The organism is Aeromonas allosaccharophila, from assembly GCF_000819685.1.
GTDB lineage: Bacteria > Pseudomonadota > Gammaproteobacteria > Enterobacterales > Aeromonadaceae > Aeromonas > Aeromonas allosaccharophila.
In genome coordinates this window covers 39,600-63,181 of sequence record NZ_CDBR01000099.1, presented here as the reverse complement: position 1 = coordinate 63,181, position 23,582 = coordinate 39,600, and the positions used below count along the sequence as shown (strand labels likewise).

The window sequence follows — 23,582 nt, the reverse complement described above, 5'->3', positions numbered from 1 at the left end:
ATGAACTGATTTCAGTTGTTATTGTTTTAATGCCGCGACCCGGCCTCTCTGGTAAACTGCGATTTTTCTTCCCAGTCGATGAGGCTCACGTGATCACGCAACGCGCCTTGCTTTACCTTCGTGACTTTATGGTCATCGTCGCCTGCCTGCTGGCAGGCAAAACCGTGGCAGCCATCTTGCCATTCGCCTTTCCCGGCAGCATCATCGGCATGCTGCTGCTGTTTGTGCTGCTCTCCCTGCAACTGATCAAGCTGCACTGGGTCGAGTTGGGCGCAGGCTTGCTGCTGCGCCATATGGGCGTGCTGTTCGTGCCGGTTGCGGTCGGACTGGTGGCCTGGCTTGAGCCCCTGCGCCAATCCTTCGGCGTCATCATGCTCTGCATCGTGCTCGGGATCGTGCTGATCCTCGCCACCGTCGGTCGGCTCTACCAGGGGATGAACAGATGATCTTCTGGCTAGCCATTCCTCTGACCCTGGCGCTCTATTTCGCTACCCGCGCCCTCTATCGCCGCCTGCCCTGGCCCATCATCAATCCGGTGCTGGTGCCGACCGCGGTGATCATTGGACTACTACTCTGGCTCGATCTGCCCCTTGAGCAGTACGAGCGCGGCAGCAGCCCCATCACCATGCTGCTGGAGCCCGCCGTGGTGGCGCTGGCGCTGCCGCTCTATCAGCAGGCGCGCCAGATCCAGGCCAAGCTCAAGCCCATCCTAATCTGTACCCTCGCCTCCGTCTTGATCTCGGTGTGCACAACCCTGCTGATCGGTCATTTTATGGGCACAGATCCGGCGCTGCTCGCCTCATTGGCTACCAAATCCATCACCACCCCGCTCGCCATGAGCGTCAGCCAGTCCATCGGCGGCATTCCTGCCATCGCGGCCGCCGTGGTAGTGGTAGTGGGGATTGTCGGCGCCCTGATCGGCTATCCACTGCTCAAACTGCTGAAAGTGACCGATCCGGAAGCGCAAGGGCTCGCCATGGGGGCCTGTGCCCACGCCATCGGCACCGCTACCTCCGCCGAGAAGGGGATCACCCAGGGCGCCTTTGCGTCACTGGCCATGGTGGTGTGCGGCATCCTCACCGCAGCCGTCGCCCCGCTGCTGTTTGCCATCTATCACTGGCTGATCTGATCACCCTATTGACCACCGATTGAGCACCCCGACAGGCCTGTGGGCCTCTCGGGGTGCGACCTGCCGCACAATTTGCACAAGACAAACGTTTCCATTACCATCCCCCTCCGTTTGCCCGTCAGGGCGTGAGCCTGCTCACACATTTACCCGAGCTTGCTCCCTACAATGGCCGCCCAATTGGCCTTTGAGGACACACTATGCATCCCCGTTTTGCCAAGCCATTCGATACCCTCTCTGCCCCGCTCAAAGCAGCCGTGCAGCCCATGCTGGATAGTGCCGACTTCAACGCCCGCTTCACGCCGGAGCAAGTCGCCACCCTGAAAGCCGCCACAGGACTCGATGATCGCGCCCTGCGTCTAGCCCTGTTGCCGCTGGCCGCCGCCTGCTCGGTAGCGCCCATCTCCAAATTTTACGTCGGTGCCATCGCCTGCGGCCTGAGCGGCAGCTGGTACTTTGGCGCCAACATGGAGTTCTCGGGTCAAGGTCTGTTCCACTCGGTCCACGCCGAGCAGTCCGCCATCTCCAACGCCTGGCTGGGTGGCGAGACCGGGATCTCTGAAATCACCGTCAACTACACCCCTTGCGGCCACTGCCGTCAGTTTATGAACGAGCTGAGCACTGCCAAGATCCTGAAAGTCTCTCTGCCGGACGACCTGAGCGCCCTGCAATCCTTCCTGCCCCACTCCTTTGGCCCGGCGGATCTCGACATCACGGATGCCCTGATGAGCCCGCAGGATCACGCCGAGCTCACGCTCGAAAGCGAAGACCCGCTGTGGCAGGCCGCGCTGGCCGCCGCCCGCCAAAGCTATGCCCCCTACAGTCAGGGCTATGCTGCTGTGGCGCTGCAGTTTGCCGATGGTCGCCTCTTCTCGGGCCGCTACGCCGAGAACGCCGCCTTCAACCCCAGCCTGCCGCCGATGCAGATGGCCTGTGCCCATGCGGTGCTGAACGGTGAAGATCTCGCCACCATCCGCCGCGCCGTGCTGCTGGAGAGCAAAAACGGCCAGATCAGCCAGCGGGACTCCGCCCAGTCCACCCTCAAGGCGCTGGGCTCGGTCGAGCTGGAGTATCAGGCGGTCTGACCCCAGCTTTACCTCGATAAACGAAAGCCCCCGCACCTTGGTGCGGGGGCTTTTTTACTGTGCTGTGTAACCGGGGGCAGCCCTTGATCTTCACTGTTTGACGCGGTTGATCACCCCATCTAACCAGTTGCTGATCAGACCGGTTTCAACCGTGCGGTAAAGTGGCGCAGCAGCGGTGGCTCGTAGGCAAAGGTGAGCCCGCGAATGTCGCTGGCCCGCGCTTTCACCGCGATCAGGCAGTCGGCCACATAGTCCATATGATCCCGGGTGTAGACCCGGCGCGGAATGGTGAGGCGCAGCAACTCGAAGTCCGCCGCCTCCTGCTTGCCAGTGGCGGGATCGCGCCCGAGCAGCAGGGAGCCGATCTCCACCCCGCGCATGCCCCCTTCCAGATAGAGCTCGCAGGCGAGCGCATGAGCCGGGAACTGCTCGGCTGGAATATGGGGCAGCAGCTTTTTGGCATCGACAAAGACCGCATGGCCGCCGGTGGGGGTCTGGATAGGGATGCCCGCCTCGGCCAGCCGCTCACCCAGATAAGCCACCTGACTGATACGGTAGGTGAGATACTCCTCATCCATCCCCTCCCGCAGGCCGATGGCGAGCGCCGCCATGTCCCGCCCCGCAAGGCCGCCATAGGTGACAAACCCCTCCATCGCCACGCAGCGCACCTGTACCGCGCGGAACAGATCGAGATCCTCTTTAAAGCAACAGAGCCCGCCGATATTGACCAGTCCGTCCTTTTTGGCCGACATGGTGAAGATGTCCCCCAGAGCGAACATCTGGCGCACTATCTCCTTGATGCTGTGCTTGGCATAGGCCGGATCCCGCTCCTTGATAAACCAGGCGTTCTCGGCAAAGCGGGCGGCGTCGATCACCACCGGAATCTGGTGGCGACGGGCCAGCTCGGAGACCGCCTCCATATTGGCCATGGAGACCGGCTGGCCGCCAGCGCTGTTGCAGGTCACCGTGATGATGACCCCAGCCACGTTGTCGGCTCCCAGGGTCTCGATGGTGTCGGTCAGGCGACCGAGATCGAAATCCCCTTTCCAGGCGTAGGGGGCCGTGGTGTCGAGGGCCTTCGGGGTGAGCAGGTTGATGGCCCGCGCGCCAGCCAACTCCACGTGGGCCTTGGTGGTGTCGAAGTGGTAGTTGGAGATAAAGACCGGCGCCTTGCCCTTGCAGCGTTTGACCAGCTCGGGGAAGAGGATCTGCTCCGCCCCGCGCCCCTGGTGGGTGGGCATCACATGCTGGTAGCCAAAGATCTCGCGCACCGCGCGCTCCAGCTCGACGAAGTTGCGGCTGCCCGCATAGGCCTCATCCCCCATCATGATGCCGGCCCACTGACGGTCGGACATGGCGCCGGTGCCACTGTCGGTCAGCAGGTCAATATAAACATCTTCGGCCAGCAGCAGGAAGGGGTTCCAGCCAGCGGCCTCGAGGGCGGCACGGCGCTCGGCGCCAGTGGTCTGTTTGATGGGCTCGACCATCTTGATACGAAACGGCTCGGGTATACGACGCATAAAAGACTCCTCACCGGCGCAAGGCCAGTGTGTTTGAAAGAGGGTTTGGCAAAGAGGCCGGGGCGATCAGAGTCGTCCGGCTGACAAATTCAAACGGCGGGTGCCGCCAATCAGCGGTGAGGAAAGTCGAAGGTGAGAATGGGATCCCGGGTATACCAGTGGGCGAGCAGGCTAGCTGCCCGGGGCGTAGCTGTCATGATTGGCATCACTCCCCTCCATATCGGTTGTAAACAGTCGGTGGCCAATAAGATCCATTGATGGGTGCTGCCAGCGGGCAGCCTCGCCACGTTAACGGCAGGTTAATTTGCAAACAAGGGGCGCACCGACGAGCTGTGCGCCCGCTCACAAAGTGCGCACTCACTCGACCCGACGCGATTCTCGATGATCCACGAGGCGCCCCGCTTCGTTAAGCTGTTATCCCGTTGAATTGACCCCGTTCACCCTACCTCGTTGCCCACAGCAGGAAGACCCATGCATCGCAAACCCCATCTGCCCGAGAAGATCTGCCCCGTCTGCCAACGCCCCTTCAGCTGGCGGCGCAAGTGGGCGCGCAGTTGGGAGGAGGTTCGCTACTGCAGTGAGCGCTGTCGCCACGCTCGTCACCGCTGCCAGCAACCTGAGGGGGAGCGAGTCTGATGGAGCTGCGCCTTGTTCTCGGCGATCAGCTGGACGCAGGTCACAGCTGGTTTCGCACCCCGGATCCGGCGGTCTGCTATCTGATGGCGGAGCTGCGTCAGGAGACCGACTACTGCCGCCACCATCGCCAGAAGGTGCTGGCCTTCTTCGCCGCCATGCGCGCCTTCGCGGCGGCCCTCGGCAAGGCGGGCCACCGCGTCTGTTACCTGACTCTCGATGAGAGCGCCCGCTGGCCCGACTTGCCCGGCTTGCTGGAGGCTCAGCTCGCAGCACATCAGGCCAGCCGCTTTGCCTGGCAGAGCCCGGACGAGTGGCGTCTCGCCAGCCAGTTGAAAAGCTGGGTGGCGGGCCTTGCCATCCCAGCCACCGAGGTGGATAGCGAGCATTTTCTCACACCCCGTGATGGCTGGCAGCGCTATCCTCACAGCCGGATGGAGTTCTTCTACCGCGCCCTGCGAAAGCAATACAGGGTGCTGCTCGATGAGCGCGGCCAACCCCTTGGCGGGCGCTGGAATTTTGATGACGAGAACCGCGCCAAATTGCCGGCGAACCAGCCCATCCCTGCCCCCCTCACCTTTGCCAACGAGGTGAGTGAGATTGATGACATGCTGACCCGCCACGGGGTCAGCACCATCGGCGAGGCGGATGCCAGCAAGCTGCCGTGGCCCATCACAAGACGCCAGAGTCGCGAGCTGCTGGCCCATTTTCTGACGCACTGCCTGCCTCACTTTGGCCGCTATCAGGATGCCCTGAGCGAGCGGGGCTGGAGTCTGTTTCACAGCCGCTTGTCGTTTTCCCTCAACAGCAAGATGCTCCACCCGCTCGAGGTGATCCGCGCCGCCGAAGCCCACTGGCAGGCCAATCAGGGCACCATCACCCTGGCGCAAGTAGAGGGCTTTATCCGTCAGATCCTCGGCTGGCGCGAGTTTGTACGTGCCCTCTACTGGGAGAAGATGCCCGACTATCGGCGCGCCAATTTTCTCGGGGCCGACCGGCCGCTGCCCGGCTTTTTCTGGAATGGAGAAACCAAGATGGCCTGCGTGCGCCACGCCATTCGTCAGTCTCTGGAACACGGTTACGCCCACCATATCCAGCGGCTGATGGTGACCGGCAACTTTGCCCTGCTGGCGGGGATCGATCCTGACGAGGTGGATCAGTGGTATCTCGGCATCTATGTGGATGCCATCGAGTGGGTGGAGCTGCCCAACACCCGCGGCATGAGCCAGTTTGCCGATGGCGGCCTGATGGGCAGCAAGCCCTACGCCAGCAGCGGCGCCTATCTCGAGCGAATGGGCCACTACTGCAAGGGGTGCCACTATCAGGTCAAAACCCGCAGCGGCGACGGAAGTTGCCCTTTCAACAGCCTCTACTGGCACTTTCTCTGGCGTAACCGGGACAAACTTGGCGGTAATCCCCGCCTCGCCCTGCCCTATGCCAACTGGGATGGCCAACCGGCAGCGCAGCAGCAGGCCATTCTGGCGACGGCGGAGCAGTATTTGATCAAGCTGGAGCAGTTGTAAGCGGGCCATACCCTCTGACACATGCCCTCTGAAAACAGCACAGCGATTTACGCTGGCAATCAGGCTCACCATCGCACCAAACACCAGCTTGTGACATGCAAGCAGACGGAGATCCCAATCCTGCGCAGAGCGGTTGAATATCCTGTGGCGGCTGATTATGGTGGTGGCCACATCAGGAGATCAGTCAAGGAAAGACGATATGGAGATAGTGGTTCTCGGTGGCGGCGTGATTGGGGTAACCAGCGCCTGGTATCTGGCCAAAGCGGGTCACAAGGTGACCTTGCTGGAGCGGCAAGGGGGCGTTGCCCTTGAAACCAGCCATGCCAACGCCGGGCAGATATCCCCGGGCTATGCGGCCCCCTGGGCGGCCCCCGGCATCCCGCTCAAGGCAGCCAAGTGGATGCTGCAAAAGCATGCCCCCTTCACCGTGCGCCCTACCGCCGACCCCTTCCAGCTGCGCTGGATGCTCAGAATGCTCGCCAACTGCACCCCGACCGCCTACGCCACCAACAAGGGGCGCATGGTGCGTCTGGCCGAATACAGCCGCGACTGCATGAAGCTGCTGCGTGACGAGCTGAGCATCGATTACGAAGGGCGCCAGCTCGGCACCCTGCAGCTGTTTCGCAGCCAATCCCAGCTCGATGCCAGCCAGCGCGACATCGAGGTGCTGGAGGAATATGGCGTCCCCTACCAGTCGCTGGATGCCAGCGGCTGCGAAGCGGCAGAGCCTGCGCTGGCGCGGGTGCGCGGCAAAATCGTCGGCGGCTTGCGTCTGCCCGGCGACGAGACCGGCGACTGCTTCCGCTTCACCAAGGCCCTGGCCCTTGAAGCCGAGAAGCTCGGGGTCAAGTTCGTCTTCAACTGCGACATCGACGAGATTGAGCAGGGCCGTGGTCGTGATAGTGGCCGCGCCGTGGCGGTGCGGGCGGGCGAGCAGCGCTATCGCGCCGATGCCATCGTCTGTGCGCTCGGCAGCTATGCCACCGGCTTTTTACGGCCGCTGCTGCGCCCGCTCGGGCTGGAGCTGCCGGTCTATCCGGTCAAGGGCTACTCCCTCACCCTGCCGATGATCAACGCCGAGGCCGCACCGCGCAGCACAGTTCTCGATGAAACCTACAAGGTAGCCATCACCCGCTTTGATGAGCGGATCCGGGTCGGCGGCATGGCGGAGCTGTCGGGCTACAACCTCGCCCTCAACCCCAGACGCCACGACACTCTGGCGATGGTGGTCGGCGATCTCTTCCCCGCAGGGGGCGATATCAGCAAGGCTGAGTTCTGGACCGGCCTGCGCCCCATGACGCCGGACGGCACCCCGCTGGTCGGGCCAAGCCCCATTCCCGGTCTCTGGCTCAATACCGGCCACGGCACCCTGGGCTGGACCATGGCGGCCGGTTCGGGTCAGCTGTTGTGCGATCTCATCAGCGGCAGCGAGCCCGCCATCAGCGACGAGGGGCTGACTCTGGCCCGCTACGGCTAAGTACCCACGCTGTCGGGCAGTTTCACCCGCTTTATTGACAGGCCACCGCCATAACCGGTGGCCTTTTCGTCTGATGTTGACCTTCTCCCTGCCCGCCTGTCGCAGCTACGCTGTCCCTGCCGGTTAATGCAGCAAACGGCACAGAATATTGCGCAATTCGACTTGCGCAAGCCGCCACAATCCGTAATGTGGATAGACGCATTTTTCGCAGCGCATATTTTTTAAATGGCCTGTAAACCGCTTGTAAACAGGCGTCGCCAGACAAGGGGTTACGGGTGTCACCGCGAGTTTCTTTAGCAGCAATCCAGGGTAGGACAATATGAAAAAAGTAGGTTTGGTCGGTTGGCGTGGCATGGTGGGATCGGTTCTGATGAGCCGGATGCAGGAAGAGCAGGATTTCGCCCATATTCAACCCACATTCTTCACCACCTCCCAGGCCGGTGAGGCCGCACCCAACTTCGGCGTCGATGCCGGTACTCTGCAGGACGCCTTCGATATCGAAGCGCTGGCAAAGCAGGATATCATCATCACAGCCCAGGGCGGCGACTACACCAAGGATGTCTATCCGCGCCTGAAAGCCGCTGGCTGGCAGGGTTACTGGATTGATGCCGCCTCCTCCCTGCGGATGGAGAAAGACGCCGTCATCATTCTGGATCCGGTCAACGGAGACGTGATTGAGCAGGCCCTGAACGATGGCATCAAGACCTTCGTCGGTGGCAACTGCACCGTCAGCCTGATGCTGCTGGCCCTCGGCGGCCTGTTCAAGGCCGACCTGGTGGAATGGGTGAGCGTCGCCACCTATCAGGCGGCCTCCGGTGGCGGCGCCCGCCATATGCGCGAGCTGGTCACCCAGATGGGGATGCTGCGTGACGAAGTGGCTGTCGAGCTGGCCGACCCTGCTTCCGCCATCCTCGACATCGAACGCAAGATCACCGAAAAGACCCGCTCAGGCACCCTGCCGGTGGACAACTTCGGCGTACCGCTGGCCGGTGGCCTCATCCCCTGGATCGACACCAAGCTCGACAACGGCCAGAGCCGTGAAGAGTGGAAGGGTCAGGCCGAAACCAACAAGATTTTGGGTATCGAGAACGCCGTCATTCCGGTGGATGGTCTGTGCGTGCGGATCGGCGCCCTGCGCTGCCACAGCCAGGCCTTTACCATCAAGCTGAAGAAGGATGTGCCGCTGGCGGAAATCGAAGCCCTGCTGGCTGCCCACAACGACTGGGTGAAAGTGATCCCCAACGATCGCGACATCACCGCCCGCGAGCTGACCCCGGCTGCCGTCACCGGCACCCTCAGCATTCCGGTGGGTCGTCTGCGCAAACTCAATATGGGCCCGGAGTATCTGGCCGCCTTTACCGTGGGTGACCAACTGCTGTGGGGCGCCGCCGAGCCGCTGCGCCGCATGCTGCGTATCCTGCTGGCGCGCTAATCCGCGAGCCAAACACAAATACAACAAGGGCGGGAAGTCACACTCCCCGCCCTTTTTCATTGCCAATTTTCGTGATCCGTTTAGCGGGTTTGCGACCTTGCACTCACGTTTGTGCTCACTTAAGCAGGATACGCTGGCAACCGCTGTAGATCTCGGCCCGTCCGGGGCGGCAAAAGCCCACCAGCGTCAGCCCCGTCTGCTCGGCCCGCTCGACCGCAAGCTCGGTAGCGGCCGAGATGGCGAGCAAGATCTCGATCCCGGCGCTGGCGCACTTTTGCACCATCTCGAAACTGGCGCGGCTGGTCACCAGAATGGCGCCGTCACGGCGGCCAGCGCGGCACAAGTGCCCCACCAGCTTGTCCAGTGCAATATGGCGCCCCACATCCTCGCGGATGGCGAGAATGTTGCCCTCACCATCCAGATGCACCGCCGCATGGGTGGCGCCGGTGCGCTGGCCCAGCAGCTGAAGGGGGCGCAGCGCACTCAGCACCTTGTCGATATGGCCCACGTCCAGACGCTGGCTGTCGGGCAGCACTGGCTGGGTGCGGATCACCTGCTCCAGACTCTCGCTGCCACAGATGCCGCAACCGGTGCGGCCCGCCATGGTGCGCCGCTTCTCTTTAAGGCGATGGACGCAGCGGTTAGCCAACGTGATATGCAGCTCAATCCCCTGACAGCCGTCATGCTGCTCGATGTCGTGGATATCGAGCAGGCTGTCGATGATCCCCTCCGAGAGCGAAAAACCGATGGCGAAATCCTCCAGATCGGAGGCCGAGCACATCATCACGCTGTGGGCGATGCCGTTGTAGACCAGCGCCACCGGTGTCTCGGAGGGCAACTCCATCTCGCTGTCGCTGGTTACCGTATCGGCACGGTAGTGCACCACCTCGCGGTGGATGGCGCAGCGTGCCAGCTCGTTCTGTTCGCTCTGCTCTCTCTGTTCTCTCTGTTCGCACTGTTCGTTCTGTTTTTGCTCGCTCCGATCACTCCGCGCCTCAAGCTCAAGTAGCTCTCTCATGGTGCGACCCCATCGATGATCTCGGGATCTCTGGCCGAAATGCCGAGCCGCTTCATTTTCGAAAGCAGCGTGGTGCGCTTCATGCCGAGGCGATTGGCCGCCCCCCGCTCGCCTGCTACGATGCCGTTGCAGTCGCGCAGGGCGGCGATGATCGCCTCGCGCTCATCGGTCGGTGCCTCCTCGGCAAAGAGCGGAGAAGCGGGCTCGTCATAAACCAGGGTCTCAATCTTGTGGTAGCCCTTGAGCGGCATCAGCTCATCCGGCGAGAGATTGAGCACATGGCCGCGGGTCATCACCACGGCGCGCTCGATGACGTTCTCCAGCTCGCGGATATTGCCGTACCAGGGCAGCGATACCAGCATCTTCATGGCATCGGCGGGGATTGAGGTGATGGTGCGGCGCATCCGCTTGGCGATCTTCTTGATAAAGAAGTTGACCAGCAGCGGAATATCCTCGCGCCGCTCCCGCAGCGGCGGCAGCTCGATGGGAAAGACGTTGAGCCGGTAGTAGAGGTCGCTGCGAAAGCGCTTGTTCTTGACCATGGAGAGCAGATCGCAGTTGGTGGCGGCCACCAGCCGCACATCCACCGCGATGGGGTTGCTGTTGCCGACCCGCTCCAGCTCGTGCTCCTGCAATACCCGCAAGAGTTTGGGCTGCAAGTCCAGCGGCATATCCCCAACTTCGTCGAGGAACAGGGTGCCCTTGTGGGCCCGCTCGAAACGGCCGATGCGCTGGGTCAGTGCGCCGGTAAAGGCCCCCTTCTCGTGGCCGAACAGATCGCTCTCGATAAGGCCGGTGGGAATGGCGGCGCAGTTCACCTTCACCATCTCGTGATCGTGGCGGGCACTCAGGGCGTGAATCGCCTGGGCGATCAGCTCCTTGCCGGTGCCGGTCTCGCCGAGGATCAGCACGGTACTGTCGCTCTCGGCCACCAGCCGCACCTTCTCCAGCACGCTCTCCATCACCGCGCTCTGGTAGATGATGTGGGGGAACTCCCCCTGCATCTGCGGCTCGTTGATGCGAATGGTCTTCTCTTTGGCACCGTTGGTGTTGGTGATCTCCTGCTGCGCCTGCACATTGTTCATGGCAATCGCCGTGCGCGCCGCCACCTGCTCCAGCAGGGAGATATCGATATCGGCAAAGAAGTCAGCATGGGGGTGCGAGAGGATCAACACCCCCAGCAGGTTGCCCCGATAGCGCAGCGGCAAAACGCAGGAGCTGTCAGCTTCGGGCGGCAGGATCTGGGAGGTAAAGCGGCAGCGATTGCTGCAGCCGTTACCGTGCTCGCGATAGACGAAAAACGGCTCGCTGTGACCAAGGGCCCCCTGCAGGCACTTCTTCTCGAAACAGGAGTGATCGATGATGCCCGGCTCGTCGCTCTGGTGCTGATTGACCAGATAGCTCTTGAAGCTGTCGGAGGTGGCGTTGTACTCGGCCAGACACAAGCTGCTGATGCCAAAGTGGTGGTGCAGGATGGCAAACAGGCTCTTGGGCAGCTCGGCGATGCGCACCAGTTTGATCACCGCGTTGGTCACATCCACCAGAATTTTGCAGCTGTCGCGCTCAAGGCGCAGGGAGTTGGCCTGCTCCAGGGTGCGCTCCTTGTCGAGCACGTTCTCCAGCGCAATGGCGATGATGGCGGCAAGCTGGGTCAGCTTGGCCAGCGTCTCCATGGTGAAGCTGTCGAGTCGGGTGTTGATAAACTCGACCCCGCCAAGATGGCTGCGGGCTGTGGTGATGGGGAGCTGGCAGTAGGAGCGCAGCCCCGCGTAGACCCCTTCGCGATCCAGGGCCGGGCAGCGATTCTCAAAGCGGGCGGCAGCGAGAATGATGGCCTGTTCCGGGGTTTCTTTGGTAGGACGGGGGGAGACGTGCAGCTCTGCCTTGGGGCAGACCAGATGCTTTGGGCCGATCGCGCCCATGAAATAGACGATGGCCTCCTCGTCCGCCCCCATATTGAGGATCAGGTTGACCCGGGTCACACCGCCGAAGCAGGCATCGATCTTGTTGAGTTTTTTTATAAAGTCGTCGAGGGTGACTGCCGACAGCAGGGTTTTGGACAGAGAAAGAAAACCGTCGTCCCAGATGGGGGAGATTTCGTCCAGAGGAATGGCACTCACATTTAGCATTCTGGCCTCACGTTACCGCTATGCAGGCAAGACATCAGCAAGGACGGGGAGCTCCGTCAGATGTCACAATAAAAAAACGTAGTCCATTAACGTTTAATCATAAAAATCAATACTCATTAAATGGTATCGCACTGAGCGTTGGATCATAAGGTAGCCCTATTTTCAATACAACCATGGGGGCACACACGGGACTCATTACTCCGGGCCGATCCCTGCCACACCTATATTCGCCGCTCCACTCAGCGCGGACCCGTTATCGCCAGTAGGCTGTCGTTTTTCAGCACGCTTTTGTCATAAGTTGTTCCGAACCCGATGACAGCGCCTCTGGCTCACGAGATCCCGTGTCATCCCTGCAACAGGGGGCATATCGGCATCATCGCGTTGATGTGGTCAGCGGCACTCATTGGCGATGAGCTGTTGCCCCTCGACAAGGCCGGGCTGCCAGACGGCATCGAGCATCAATTTGAGTAGCAGCTCGGGCGGATTATCGAGAAAACGGCCCGTTTCCTGCGGCAAACGGCCATCGGCCCGATACACCTGGCTGGCCTGCACCTGCCCGGCTTCATCGACAATCTGGAGGATACCGTTAAGTTCTCCCCGCTCACCTGGCTGACAAGAGAGTCTGAGCTCGCGCGTCTCCCCCAACAGGGTGAACGCCCGGCACAGTGGCGGAGTATCCTCGTAATCGGGCCAGTTGAAGAATTTGTATTGCTTGGCGAGGGTGCCCGCCCGCTGGCAAAACTGGTCAAACAGCAGGGCGATGCCCTGATACTCCAGATCCAGCAGCTGCGCTTGCTCTTCAATACGTTTCATATATTTGACTCCTTACTACCGATTTGTTCGAAAATTGATTTTCCAATATTGCCCGGATGGAACTTGAGTCCACCGAAAATAAAGCCCGCCGATAGCAGCTGAAACGCCACCAATAACCAGCTGATATTTTGTGATATGTCTTCCGACACCGCCTGATGAGTCAGATAGACCACCAGAGCAAAAAGGCCCAGCAGCAGGGTATTCACCAGCGTGGTGGAGAGGAAGGCCACGAGCCAGGCCAACTGCACGCTCAGGGCCGCCAGCACGGCGCCCATGGCAATGCGCGCGGCGATAAAACAGCCGAAGAAACCAAAGCCCAGCAGAAATATCAATTCGTCGTACCAGAGGTAACACCCCATCCCCAATAACATTGCCAACAAATAGGCTGAAACATAAAAAATCCCGAACGAGATCGTTAATTCACGGTTCATGGTGGACACCTGCCAGCTGAAAAAAGGATGAGGGGATCCGGGCCCTGTAAACAGAGCCTGGATCCACTTTATTAACGACGATTACCCTTTGGCGGCGCTGCGCAATTTCGCCTTGAGCGCGCTGTATTCAGTCTGGACGTACACTTCCGCCTCAGCCTGACCTTCAATACGCTCAATCTTCACCGCACAGTACTTGTACTCGGGGGTGTAGGAGACCGGATCAAGGTGCTCGATGGTCAGCTCGTTACAAGCCCCGATCCACCACTGGTAGGTCATGTAGACCACACCGGCGTTGACCCGCTCGTTGTAGTTGGCGCGAGTGATCACCTTGCCGCGTCGCGACGAGATCCACACCAGTGCCTGATCCTTCACCCCGAGCTTTTGCGCATCACTCGGGTGGATCTGCACATAGCCCGGCTCATCGGCCAGGGTTTGCAGCGCCGAGCAGTTGCCGGTCATGGAGCGGCAGGAGTAGTGCCCCACCTCACGCACGGTGGAGAGCACCAGCGGATACTCTGCACAAGGCTGCTCCAGCGGCGCCCGCCACTCGGAGGCGATCAGCTGACCCTTGCCGCTCGGGGTGGTGAACACATTCCCCTCGAACAAAGTGCTGGTGCCCGGGTGATCCTCGGTCGGACAGGGCCACTGCACGCTCTTGAGATCGGCCATCTTGTCGTAGCTGACCCCGGTATAGAGCGGGCAAAGGGCACGCATCTCGTCCCAGATCTGTTGGGTGTCGCGATACGCCATGGGATACCCCATGGCGGTGGCCATCAGCGAGAAGATTGCCCAGTCCGGTTTCACGTTCTCAGGGGGAGTGACCGCCTTGTAGAAGCGCTGGAAGCCGCGATCCGCTGAGCTGTAAACCCCCTCGTGCTCGCCCCAACTGGTGGCGGGCAGGATCACATCCGCCATCTCGGCGGTCTGGGTCATAAAGATATCCTGCACGATCACCAGATCCATGCCGCTAAGGGTGCGGCGGAACTGGGCCAGATCGGCCTCGGTCTGCGCGGGATCTTCACCGAAGATGTAGAACGCCTTGCACTTGCCCTCCTCCACCTTGTGGCCAAGCTCCGTCAACCGGTAGCCGGGTTTCTGGGAGAGGGATTCCACGCCCCACGCCTTGGCGAACTTGGCACTGATCTCGGGGTCGCTTACCGACTGATAACCCGGGAACTGGTGCGGCAGCATCCCCATGTCGCAGGTGCCCTGCACGTTGTTCTGCCCGCGCACCGGCCCGCAGCCAGTGCCACGGCGACCGAAGTTGCCGGTCAGCAGCGCCAGACCCGCGAGCCCCTTGACCACATCCACCGCCTGACCGTATTGAGTCACCCCCATGCCCCACAGGATCATGGACGCAGGCGACGCGGCATAGGTGCGAATGGCGGCGCGGATATCCGCAGCCTTGAGGCCAGTGATCCCCTCGACATATTCCGGGGTGTACTTGGCGACCGTGGCCTTGAAGGTGTCGAACCCTTCGGTGTAGTTGGCGACGAATTCCTTGTTGTAGAGCCCTTCACTGATCAACACGTTGGCGAAGGCGTTAACTAGCGCCATGTTGGAACCGTTTTTGAGCGGCAGCCACTGATCGGCGATGCGGGCGGTCTCCACCATGCGGGGATCACACACAATCACCTTGGCCCCGTTTGCCTTCGCCTTGAGGATATGGCGGGCGACGATGGGGTGAGAGTCAGCAGCGTTGTAACCAAACACCAGCAGGCACTTGGTCTCTTGAATTTCGGGAATGGCGTTGCTCATGGCGCCGTTGCCTACAGTTGTCTCCAGACCGGAGACTGAGGGTGCGTGTCACACCCTCGCGCAGTGGTCGACGTTGTTCGTCCCCAGCACTGCGCGGGCAAATTTCTGCATCACATAGTTGGCTTCGTTACCCGGGCCACGGGCCGAGCCGGTGGTCATGATGGCGTCGGCACCGTATTTCGCCTTGATGGCAGCCAGACGGCTGCTGGCAAAGTCGATCGCCTCATCCCAGGAGACGGCTTCCAGCTTGCCACCGCGCTCGCGGCGGATCATCGGGCTCTTGAGACGGGGGGTCAGCAGGTTGGTGTCGTTCAAGAAATCCCAACCGTAATAACCCTTGAGGCAGAGCTGCCCCTCGTTGGTCCGGCCGTTGGCGCCTTCGGCACCCACCACCTTGTCGTTTTCAACCAGCAGGTTGATTTTGCAACCGGTGCCGCAATAGGGGCAGACGGTAATGACTTTTTTCATGACTCACACTCTTGTTTGTTAACGGTAAAAGGCCTTTAACGAAAATGGCTTGTCAGGGGTAGAGAGCACAGAGGCGCAAGCGGCGGCCAGCAAGGGCCTGCGCACGCCATCCAATGCATTACCCTTGTGCCAACACCAGCTGACTCTGGCAGGCCGCCATCGCCTCGGCACTGGCCAGCTGCTTCTGGCGATTCAGTTCGCCAAGGGATTCCGGCGTCACCAGACGCAGCGCCTGGGTCGGACACACCTCGACACAGGCCGGGCCCGCCTCACGGTGACGGCAGAGATCGCACTTCAAGGCTTGCGCCTTGGTCTGCGGGCGCTTGAACAGCGAGTCAGCCGCAGGGGCCACCTCTTTCACCACCACCGCCATGGCACCGTAAGGACAGGCCACCACGCAGGATTTACAACCGATGCAGCGCTCCTGCAACACCTTGACGCAACCATCCTCGCTGACGATGGCATTGTTCGGGCAGGCCATGGCGCACGGCTTGTCTTCACACTGGCGGCAGAGCACCGGCGTGGTCACCTTGCTGCCGACGATCACCTTCAGGCGCGGCTGGAAATAGCTGTCCTTGGAGACCAGATGTCCATCCTCGATGGCAAGATGCAGGCCGCCCTCCCGCTCAAGGGTCCCGCTGCAAGACCCTGACTGGTGTGAAACGGCGCAGGCCACCTCACAGGTACGACACCCAATACAGAGACTGGGATCTGCAATCACGAAGCTGTTCATAGAGAGGGATCCTAAATGGTTCGTTACTGCCGCACTGGCATCGCCCGATGTGGCCAAGTGCCAACCCCGAGGGGCCCACACTCGCACAGCGACGACGCAGTCGGCTCACCCACAAAGCATTTATCAGACCAAAAACGGGAAGTGACGAAATAAAATTCGCAAGCAACTGAAAATAAAGGGATAAACAGAATGAGGAAGTGAAAAATTCGGACTGGTGACGATGACGAGCCCCCTGCAGAACTGTGATCGACACGACAAAAGTGACGAGCTCGACACCCTAATAACAACCCTATTCACCATCGGAAGAGCCGACCTGCCGACGACACATATGGCATGGCGGCAACAGGACTCAAGGCAGTGTTAGCAGGACTGGAGAGAGCAGAGCGGCGGCTAAAATGTTTAGTTTTGCTATTTGAAAGGTGTTGGTCATAAAGAAGAAAAAACAAAAAAGCCCCTCTATTGACCCATTTGTTGAGCAAGATCCGGTTTCTAACCCCTCCCTCTTCTGTTTTTTAATCAACCAGATAGCATGTCCCAGATGGCAACCAGCTCTGCAATGAACATTGCCTCGCACGAATCTTTTAGCAGGGCATTTTTTACATCGGAGTAAACATGGGAATTTATATAAGGAAGAGCATTGCTGTTGGCCCTTTTCGTTTCAATCTATCAAAATCTGGGCTAGGTGTTTCTGCTGGTATTAAAGGCCTAAGAATTGGAACAGGCCCAAGGGGGAATTATGTCAGAATTGGCACAAAAAACATTTACTACCGTTCAACTATTGCTAGTTCTCCATATGAAAGATCTCCAATTCAAGATATAAACCAGCACGTCACAAGCAACCCCCATGATCTCACTCACGAACCGCTAAAGGAAATTGATTCTGCACATGTCACACAGATCGTTGATTCATCTTCATCAGAGTTACTCAATGAGTTAAATGATAAGCGAAAAAAATCTAGGATATGGCCAATCGTTTTCATTGCGTCCTTAGGGTTTACATATTTATTGAATAATATGGAGCTGCCAGGATGGGTTGTGCTTTCCACGTTAGTATTGGGTTTGTTTTTCACTTGGGTATCTCATACACGAGATATGCTAGCTAAGACAACTGTGCTGTTCTATGACTTTGAACCAGAAATAGAGACTAAATATAATACACTGTTCCAAGCAGCTGAACGCTTGGAAAAATGTAGAAAGGCTTGGCACATATCAGCCTCTGGTAAGGTCCTTGATAAAAAATATCATGCAGGTGCCAGTAATCTAGTAGACCGAAAAACAACAACAATTCAGATCTCTGAGCCTCCGTATTTACAAACGAATGTAAAAACTGTCTCACTTGCAGTTGGTCGCCAGACTTTGCATTTCTTTCCTGACCGAGTACTGGTTTACGATGCTGCTGGGGTCGGAGCTGTAAGCTATCAAACACTCCTAGTGGCGGTAGGTGATAGACGGTTTATTGAAGATGAAACCGTTCCAAGCGATGCATTGATTGTTGATAAGACATGGAAATATGTAAATAAATCTGGTGGGCCTGACCGCAGATTCAAAAACAATCACGAGCTACCAATTTGTTTGTATCAAGAAATGACATTTACCAGCTCTACAGGTCTTAATGAATTAATCCAACTGTCTAAACGTGGCCCTGCTGAGGACTTTAAAAATGCTCTTTCTGCTCTAGCAACCTGCCTGCCAAAGGAAACTTAAAAATATTAATTAGTGCGATTTATTGAACACAAAGAATCGTATTTGTTTTATCGTTCAGTGCCATTGGGAGCAATAAGCGCAGCGCATTGCACCTCTTGGCTCTTTTAATACTTGGTGCAATTCACTTCGTTCATTGCACTCTGCCTTTTCCCCTCTGGCAAATAAAGACTCCATTGCTACCCGACGCCCCCCCTTTGCCATCCTGCCAGCAATTAATTAGCATTATTTTATAGTCTATTTATCACCCACCTCGATAAAAATAGCGGCCCAACATATCCACAGATAAAACAATCGGTTACTCACTTTACCACCATACATTTCAATCGCCGGATAATTAATTCTCTTACTCAAATTGAACTTTTGATTATTTATAACTGAGCATAGTCCCGCAGAGTGTGTGTCATTATAAGCTTAATGACAGATGAACAGACTGTGTTCCATGACAAGCAGATCACTATTCCGTTAGCGCCCTTTCCCATCGCAATCCATTAATTCTCTCCCGATTAACTATCACGACTTTCCTGATAGGAAGGGCATGTGCGTTGGCAAACGTGTAAACATCAAACTGACAAGATGAACTCATGAACTGTGATAAACAACAAGCCACTCCCGGCGTTATGCTGGCGGCGATTGGCGTAGTCTATGGCGATATCGGCACCAGCCCGCTCTATACCTTGCGCGAGTGTCTGTCAGGTCAATTCGGGTTCGGGGTTGAACCCGCCTCCATTCTCGGTTTCCTCTCGCTGATCTTCTGGCTGCTGGTGTTGGTGGTATCGGTCAAGTACCTCTCCTTTGTGATGCGGGCCGATAACGCCGGTGAGGGCGGCATTCTCACCCTGATGTCGCTGGCGACCCGCAACGCCTCCACCCGCTGGACGCCGCTGCTGATCATCCTCGGCCTGATTGGCGGCAGCTTCTTCTATGGCGAGGTGGTGATCACTCCGGCGATGTCGGTGATGTCGGCCATCGAGGGTCTGAGCATTCTCACCCCCGCCCTCGACCCCTATATCGTCACCCTCTCGGTGCTGGTGCTGACCCTGCTGTTTGCCATCCAGAAACATGGCACCGCCATGGTGGGCAAGCTGTTTGCCCCCATCATGCTGATCTGGTTTATGACGCTGGCGGTGCTGGGGCTGCGCGGCATCATCCAAAACCCCGAGGTGTTGGGGGCGCTCAACCCCATCTGGGCGGTGCGCTTCTTTATCCAGTACCAGACCACCTCCTTCTTTGCCCTCGGCGCCGTGGTGCTGGCCATCACAGGGGTGGAGGCGCTCTACGCGGATATGGGCCACTTTGGCAAAAATCCAATTCGCCTCGCCTGGTTTATCGTGGTGCTGCCCTCGCTGGTGCTTAACTACTTCGGTCAGGGGGCACTGCTGCTGGATAACCCCACAGCCATTACCAACCCCTTCTTCCTGCTCGCGCCGAAATGGGCGCTGGTGCCGCTGCTGCTCTTGGCAACCATGGCGACGGTGATCGCCTCCCAGGCGGTGATCTCCGGGGTCTTTTCCCTGACCCGGCAGGCGGTGCGCCTCGGTTATCTCTCACCCATTCGCATCGTCCACACCTCCGAGCAGGAGTCCGGCCAGATCTATATTCCGGTCATCAACTGGATGCTCTATCTCTCGGTGGTGATCGTCATCATGAGCTTCGAGCACTCCAGCAATCTGGCGGCGGCCTACGGCATCGCGGTGACCGGCACCATGGTGCTCACCTCCATCCTCTCCTGCTCGGTAGCCAAGAACAGCTGGCACTGGAACACCTATCTGGTGGCTATCCTGTTTGCCACGCTGCTCTGTATCGACGTGCCGCTGTTTGCCGCCAACCTCGCCAAGATCTTCTCCGGCGGCTGGCTGCCGCTCACCCTGGGCGCGGTGATGTTCACCGTGATGACCAGCTGGAAGAGCGAGCGCTTTCAGCTTATTCGTCGTCTGAACGAGCACGGCAACTCCCTTGAGCCGATGATCGCCTCGCTGGAAAAATCCCCGCCGACCCGGGTGGCTGGCACCGCGGTCTATATGTCGCGGGTGGTCAATGTGATCCCCCATGCGCTCCTGCACAACCTCAAGCACAACAAGGTGCTGCACGAGCGGATCATCCTGCTTACCCTGCGGGTGGAGGATGTGCCCTACGTCCACAATGTGCGCCGGGTCTGCATCGAGCAGCTCTCCCCCACCTTCTGGCGGGTGGTGGCAAGCTACGGCTGGCGCGAGACCCCGAACGTGGAGGAGATCTTCCACCGCTGCAACGCCGAGGGGCTCAGCTGCCGGATGATGGAAACCTCGTTCTTTATGGCCCACGAGTCGCTGATCATGAAAGAGCGCCCCTGGTATCTCTATCTGCGCGGCAAGCTCTTTATGCTGCTGCAGCGCAACGCCCTGCGCGCGCCGGATCAGTTCGAGATCCCGCCCAACCGGGTTATCGAGCTGGGATCCCAGGTGGATATCTGATGGCGTGTTGATGGCCTCTTAATGGCATAGAAAACGTCAGCAAGAGAGAGGGAGGCATTGGCCTCCCTCTCTTGTTTCCGTTAACCCCGATTACCTTCCCCCTCATCCCCAGCCCTTCTCCCACAAGGGGAGAAGGGAGCACACCACGGCGACCATATGTTGCAAACGGTACAATTCACTCCGTTCTTTGCCCCCTGCTCCCGGCATACTGCCGATATGTTTCCGTTCTCGTGCGTCCGATTACGCTTCGCTAATCGAACCTACAGTTTCAAAACAGACGGTCTCTATCCGAATAGACACGCCGCCGTAGGGTGCAACAAGCGCAGCGCCGTGCACCGCGACCAGATGGCAGACTTCGCCCACCAGCCCTTCTCCCCCGAGGGGGAAGGGGGCAAACCACGGAGACCATATGTTGCCAACGGTGCAATTCACTGCGTTCTTTGCACCCCACTTCCTCCCCCGACGCCCTACTGCAAGCGAGTAACCCTTTCTCCCCGTATCACGACCCCGCATTCATCCATCTCGACACCGTTTTTCCGGGGTGACGAACCCTCCCGGCGGCTTCGTCACAAGTGACGAACGTCACAGTTCGACAGCCACATCAGCGCTTCGACCCAATCACTCCAAGATTTTTATTTATTTAAAAACAGCCACTTAAAACCAATTTCGCTGCAAAAACCATTCTGGCCCGTATTTTGCTAACCAGCCCCTATTCTCTCCGTTCGCGACACGACAAGGTAGGCTATGAACCGCTTCGTTATCGCTGACCCCAAGCTTTGTATTGGCTGTGGCACCTGTATGGCGGCCTGCAGTGAAGTACACAAGGCGCAAGGTTTGCAGCAAGCCCCCCGTTTAACCGTTATGCGACACGAGCAGGCGACCATGCCGGTTCAGTGCCGTCACTGTGACGATGCCCCCTGCATCAAGGTGTGCCCGGTCGAGGCGATCCGCCAGACCGGCGATTGCGTGCAACTCAACGAGTCGCTCTGCATCGGCTGCAATCTCTGCGCAGTGGCCTGCCCGTTCGGTGCCATCCAGAGTGGTGGCAGCCGTCCGGTGGCCATGGCCAATAGCTACGACACCTATATCCCCTGCTCCATCCGCTCCAGCAACCCCTCCACCTCCGCCGGTTTGCGCTGCTTTGGCGAGGATCTGCTGAGCTGGGAGCCGGGCGTGCGCAGCATCGCCGTCAAATGTGACTTGTGCGAATTTCGCGCCGACGGCCCTGCCTGTGTCAGTGCCTGCCCCTCTCAGGCATTGAAGCTGGTCAATGACGGCGACACCGAACGCGCCGCACGTATCCGTCGCCAGCAAGCGGCCGACACCAACCCGCAAGGGGCCTCCGCCTTCTCGGCGCCCGCCACGGCGCTCCCTGCATCCGATTTATCCACCACAGAGGGAGTTCGCTGATGTTGTCCCCCCTTGTTATGGCCACGCTCCTGCTCTTTTTGCTGGGCGCTGCCGCCGGTTTGCTGCTGCAAAAGCTGCCCGCACTGGCCAACCGTCTCAACAGCGGCTTTGCCCTGCTGGGTTCGCTCGCGGGTCTGGTCGCCGCCATCCAGATATTTGCCCAAGGCGCGCCCGTCGACGGCCAGCTCTGGCTGCTGGGCTCGGTTCATCTGGATATGCTCTCCGCGCTGATGCTGCTGGTGATTAGCACCGTCGGCGTCGCCGTCGTCCTCTACTCCTTTGCCTATATCCGCGAATATCAGGGCAAGGGCGATGTCACCATCGGCGCGCTGATGAACCTCTTCCTGTTTGCCATGGTGGGCATGGTGCTGGCCGACAACGCGCTCGGTTTCTTGCTCTGCTACGAGCTGGTGACCCTCACTACCTACTGGCTGGTCAAGACCAACCCGGACGCGGCCAAACAGAGCCGTCTCTACTTGGTGATGAACCATATCGGCATGGCGCTGGTGCTGGTCGCCTTCTGGCTGCTCTGCCGTGAATCCGGCTCGCTGGAGTTCGCCGCGCTGCGCGAGCACCATCTGGCGGGTGCCCTGGCCTCTCTGGTGTTCCTGCTCAGCTTCTGCGGCTTTGGCCTGCGCGCCGGTTTCGTGCCGCTGCACGGCTGGCTGCCGGTGGCCGAGCCCGTCGCCCCCTCCCATATCTCGGCGCTGATGTCCGGCGTGATGGTGAAGCTCGGTCTCTTTGGCATCTTGCGGGTCAGCATCGATTTTCTCGGCGCCAGCCAGCTCTGGTGGGGCTACATGGTGCTGATCTTCGGTGCCTGCTCGGCGGTGCTCGGGGTGCTGTTTGCGCTGGCCGAGCACGATCTCAAGCGGCTGCTCGCCTACCACACGGTGGAGAACATCGGCATCATCCTGATGGGGATGGGCATCGGCATGATCGGCATCGCCAATCAGCAACCGGCACTGGTGGTACTGGGGCTGCTCGGCGCCCTCTATCACCTGCTCAACCACGCCATCTTCAAGAGCCTGCTCTTTATGGGCACCGGCTCTGTGATGTTCCGCCTGCACACCCGCGACATGGACAAGATGGGTGGCCTCGCCAAACTGATGCCCTGGACCGCGCTGGCGTTCCTCATCGGTGCCATGGCCATCTCGGCGCTGCCGCCGCTGAACGGCTTTGTCAGCGAGTGGTTTATCTATCAGGCGCTGCTGTCCATGACCAAGCTCGGCACCTCCGTCGTCGCGCCGCTCGCGGTAGTGATGCTGGCGGTAACCGGCGCCATGGCGGTGATGTGCTTCGTCAAGGTGTATGGCATCTGCTTCTGCGGCGCACCGCGCAGCGAGAAGGCGAGCCACGCCCGCGAAGTGCCGGGCGCCATGGTGGCAGGCACCCTGCTGCTGGTCGCCGTCTGTCTGGTGCTGGGTCTGGGCGCCCCCTGGATTGCCCCTCATATCGCCAGCTACGGTCAGGCCTTGGTAGACAGCCAGATGAACGTTGCCACCGGCGCGACCCTGCTGCCGCTCGATAGCTCACAAGCGATCCTCTCCCCGCCCGTTATCGCCATCACCTTGTTGGGGCTGTTCCTGATCCCGCTGCTGGTAGTGGCCATCTTCAAGGGGCCCAAGCTGGGTCGTCGTCACGCTGGCACCCCGTGGGCCTGTGGTTACGCCTACGAGGATCGCATGAGCCTCACCTCCGGTGGTGTCACCCACACCTTGCGCCAACTCTGCGCGCCGCTCTATCGCAAGCAGCCGCAGCTCGATCTGGCCAGCGCCCTGCACGGGGTGAGTGACGCCCCCGGCAACACTGGCTGGATCCTCCATGGCGTGGTGCTGGCGCTCTTTATCCTGATGGCTGTAGGAGTCTGAT

Annotated in this window: 18 protein-coding genes; 11 read left to right on the top strand and 7 right to left on the bottom strand. The window is 59.5% G+C overall.

The genetic code is table 11. The features are described 5' to 3' along the window. The first annotated feature begins 89 nt into the window (after positions 1 to 89). From BN1115_RS18015 to cdd, 3 genes are all read left to right on the top strand, one after another. Positions 90 to 446 carry a CidA/LrgA family protein gene (locus BN1115_RS18015; RefSeq protein WP_042658278.1) on the top strand — a complete coding sequence of 119 codons (357 nt, stop codon included), beginning with the start codon at positions 90 to 92 and terminating at the stop codon, positions 444 to 446. Then, positions 443 to 1,129 (top strand): LrgB family protein, encoded by a 687-nt coding sequence (locus BN1115_RS18010; RefSeq protein WP_042658234.1) that lies wholly within the window; start codon positions 443 to 445, stop codon positions 1,127 to 1,129. Before BN1115_RS18015 ends, BN1115_RS18010 begins: the two co-directional genes overlap by 4 nt. Before the next feature lie 197 nt (positions 1,130 to 1,326). After that, the gene (cdd, locus tag BN1115_RS18005) at positions 1,327 to 2,211 is read left to right on the top strand and encodes a cytidine deaminase (RefSeq protein ID WP_042658233.1); all 885 of its coding nucleotides are present in this window, start codon (positions 1,327 to 1,329) and stop codon (positions 2,209 to 2,211) included. 134 nt (positions 2,212 to 2,345) lie between these two features. Here cdd and BN1115_RS18000 read toward each other — a convergent pair whose 3' ends face one another. Then, positions 2,346 to 3,731: a tryptophanase gene (locus BN1115_RS18000; RefSeq protein WP_042658232.1), complete on the bottom strand. Its 1,386-nt coding sequence runs from the start codon at positions 3,729 to 3,731 to the stop codon at positions 2,346 to 2,348. A 471-nt stretch (positions 3,732 to 4,202) separates the two neighbouring features. Between BN1115_RS18000 and BN1115_RS21940 the strand changes: the two genes are divergently transcribed. The 4 genes from BN1115_RS21940 (at position 4,203) to asd (ending at position 8,796) form a co-directional block, all read left to right on the top strand. Next, the gene (locus BN1115_RS21940) at positions 4,203 to 4,367 is read left to right on the top strand and encodes a DUF2256 domain-containing protein (RefSeq protein WP_082034892.1); all 165 of its coding nucleotides are present in this window, start codon (positions 4,203 to 4,205) and stop codon (positions 4,365 to 4,367) included. Beyond that, positions 4,367 to 5,887, top strand: coding sequence for a cryptochrome/photolyase family protein (locus tag BN1115_RS17995; protein WP_042658231.1), 1,521 nt, complete (start codon positions 4,367 to 4,369; stop codon positions 5,885 to 5,887). The genes BN1115_RS21940 and BN1115_RS17995 overlap by 1 nt, the downstream gene beginning before the upstream one ends. Before the next feature lie 157 nt (positions 5,888 to 6,044). Then, positions 6,045 to 7,364 carry a D-amino acid dehydrogenase gene (locus BN1115_RS17990; protein WP_341833833.1) on the top strand — a complete coding sequence of 440 codons (1,320 nt, stop codon included), beginning with the start codon at positions 6,045 to 6,047 and terminating at the stop codon, positions 7,362 to 7,364. 319 nt (positions 7,365 to 7,683) lie between these two features. Beyond that, the gene (gene asd, locus BN1115_RS17985; protein ID WP_005345266.1) at positions 7,684 to 8,796 is read left to right on the top strand and encodes an aspartate-semialdehyde dehydrogenase; all 1,113 of its coding nucleotides are present in this window, start codon (positions 7,684 to 7,686) and stop codon (positions 8,794 to 8,796) included. A gap of 115 nt (positions 8,797 to 8,911) precedes the next feature. Here the strand turns inward: asd and fdhD are convergent, their stop codons facing one another. From fdhD to BN1115_RS17950, 6 genes are all read right to left on the bottom strand, one after another. Further along, complete coding sequence (gene fdhD, locus BN1115_RS17980) at positions 8,912 to 9,814, bottom strand: formate dehydrogenase accessory sulfurtransferase FdhD (RefSeq protein ID WP_244152295.1); 903 nt, start codon at positions 9,812 to 9,814, stop codon at positions 8,912 to 8,914. Further along, positions 9,811 to 11,943, bottom strand: coding sequence for a sigma 54-interacting transcriptional regulator (locus tag BN1115_RS17975; protein ID WP_042658229.1), 2,133 nt, complete (start codon positions 11,941 to 11,943; stop codon positions 9,811 to 9,813). The genes fdhD and BN1115_RS17975 overlap by 4 nt, the downstream gene beginning before the upstream one ends. A 390-nt stretch (positions 11,944 to 12,333) precedes the next feature. After that, positions 12,334 to 12,756 (bottom strand): hypothetical protein, encoded by a 423-nt coding sequence (locus BN1115_RS17970; RefSeq protein ID WP_042658228.1) that lies wholly within the window; start codon positions 12,754 to 12,756, stop codon positions 12,334 to 12,336. Further along, entirely contained in the window at positions 12,753 to 13,187 is a 435-nt protein-coding gene (locus BN1115_RS17965; protein ID WP_042658227.1) for a hypothetical protein, read from the bottom strand. Before BN1115_RS17965 ends, BN1115_RS17970 begins: the two co-directional genes overlap by 4 nt. A gap of 81 nt (positions 13,188 to 13,268) precedes the next feature. After that, on the bottom strand, positions 13,269 to 15,413 hold the full coding sequence (gene fdhF / locus BN1115_RS17960; protein WP_082034891.1) for a formate dehydrogenase subunit alpha: 2,145 nt from the start codon (positions 15,411 to 15,413) through the stop codon (positions 13,269 to 13,271). Positions 15,414 to 15,531: 118 nt separating this feature from the next. After that, positions 15,532 to 16,146: a 4Fe-4S binding protein gene (locus BN1115_RS17950; protein ID WP_042658224.1), complete on the bottom strand. Its 615-nt coding sequence runs from the start codon at positions 16,144 to 16,146 to the stop codon at positions 15,532 to 15,534. Positions 16,147 to 16,758: 612 nt separating this feature from the next. Here BN1115_RS17950 and BN1115_RS21935 point away from each other — a divergent pair. The 4 genes from BN1115_RS21935 to hyfB all read left to right on the top strand — a co-directional run bounded on the left by BN1115_RS21935 (position 16,759) and on the right by hyfB (position 23,581). Continuing rightward, positions 16,759 to 17,850 (top strand): DUF4236 domain-containing protein, encoded by a 1,092-nt coding sequence (locus BN1115_RS21935; RefSeq protein WP_082034890.1) that lies wholly within the window; start codon positions 16,759 to 16,761, stop codon positions 17,848 to 17,850. 581 nt (positions 17,851 to 18,431) lie between these two features. Then, entirely contained in the window at positions 18,432 to 20,300 is a 1,869-nt protein-coding gene (gene kup, locus BN1115_RS17945) for a low affinity potassium transporter Kup (RefSeq protein WP_042658223.1), read from the top strand. Positions 20,301 to 21,044: 744 nt separating this feature from the next. Beyond that, on the top strand, positions 21,045 to 21,710 hold the full coding sequence (locus BN1115_RS17940) for a 4Fe-4S dicluster domain-containing protein (RefSeq protein ID WP_042658222.1): 666 nt from the start codon (positions 21,045 to 21,047) through the stop codon (positions 21,708 to 21,710). Then, a complete protein-coding gene (gene hyfB / locus BN1115_RS17935; RefSeq protein WP_042658221.1) occupies positions 21,710 to 23,581 on the top strand; it encodes a hydrogenase 4 subunit B in 1,872 nt (623 codons plus the stop codon). Before BN1115_RS17940 ends, hyfB begins: the two co-directional genes overlap by 1 nt. Position 23,582 lies beyond the last annotated feature (1 nt).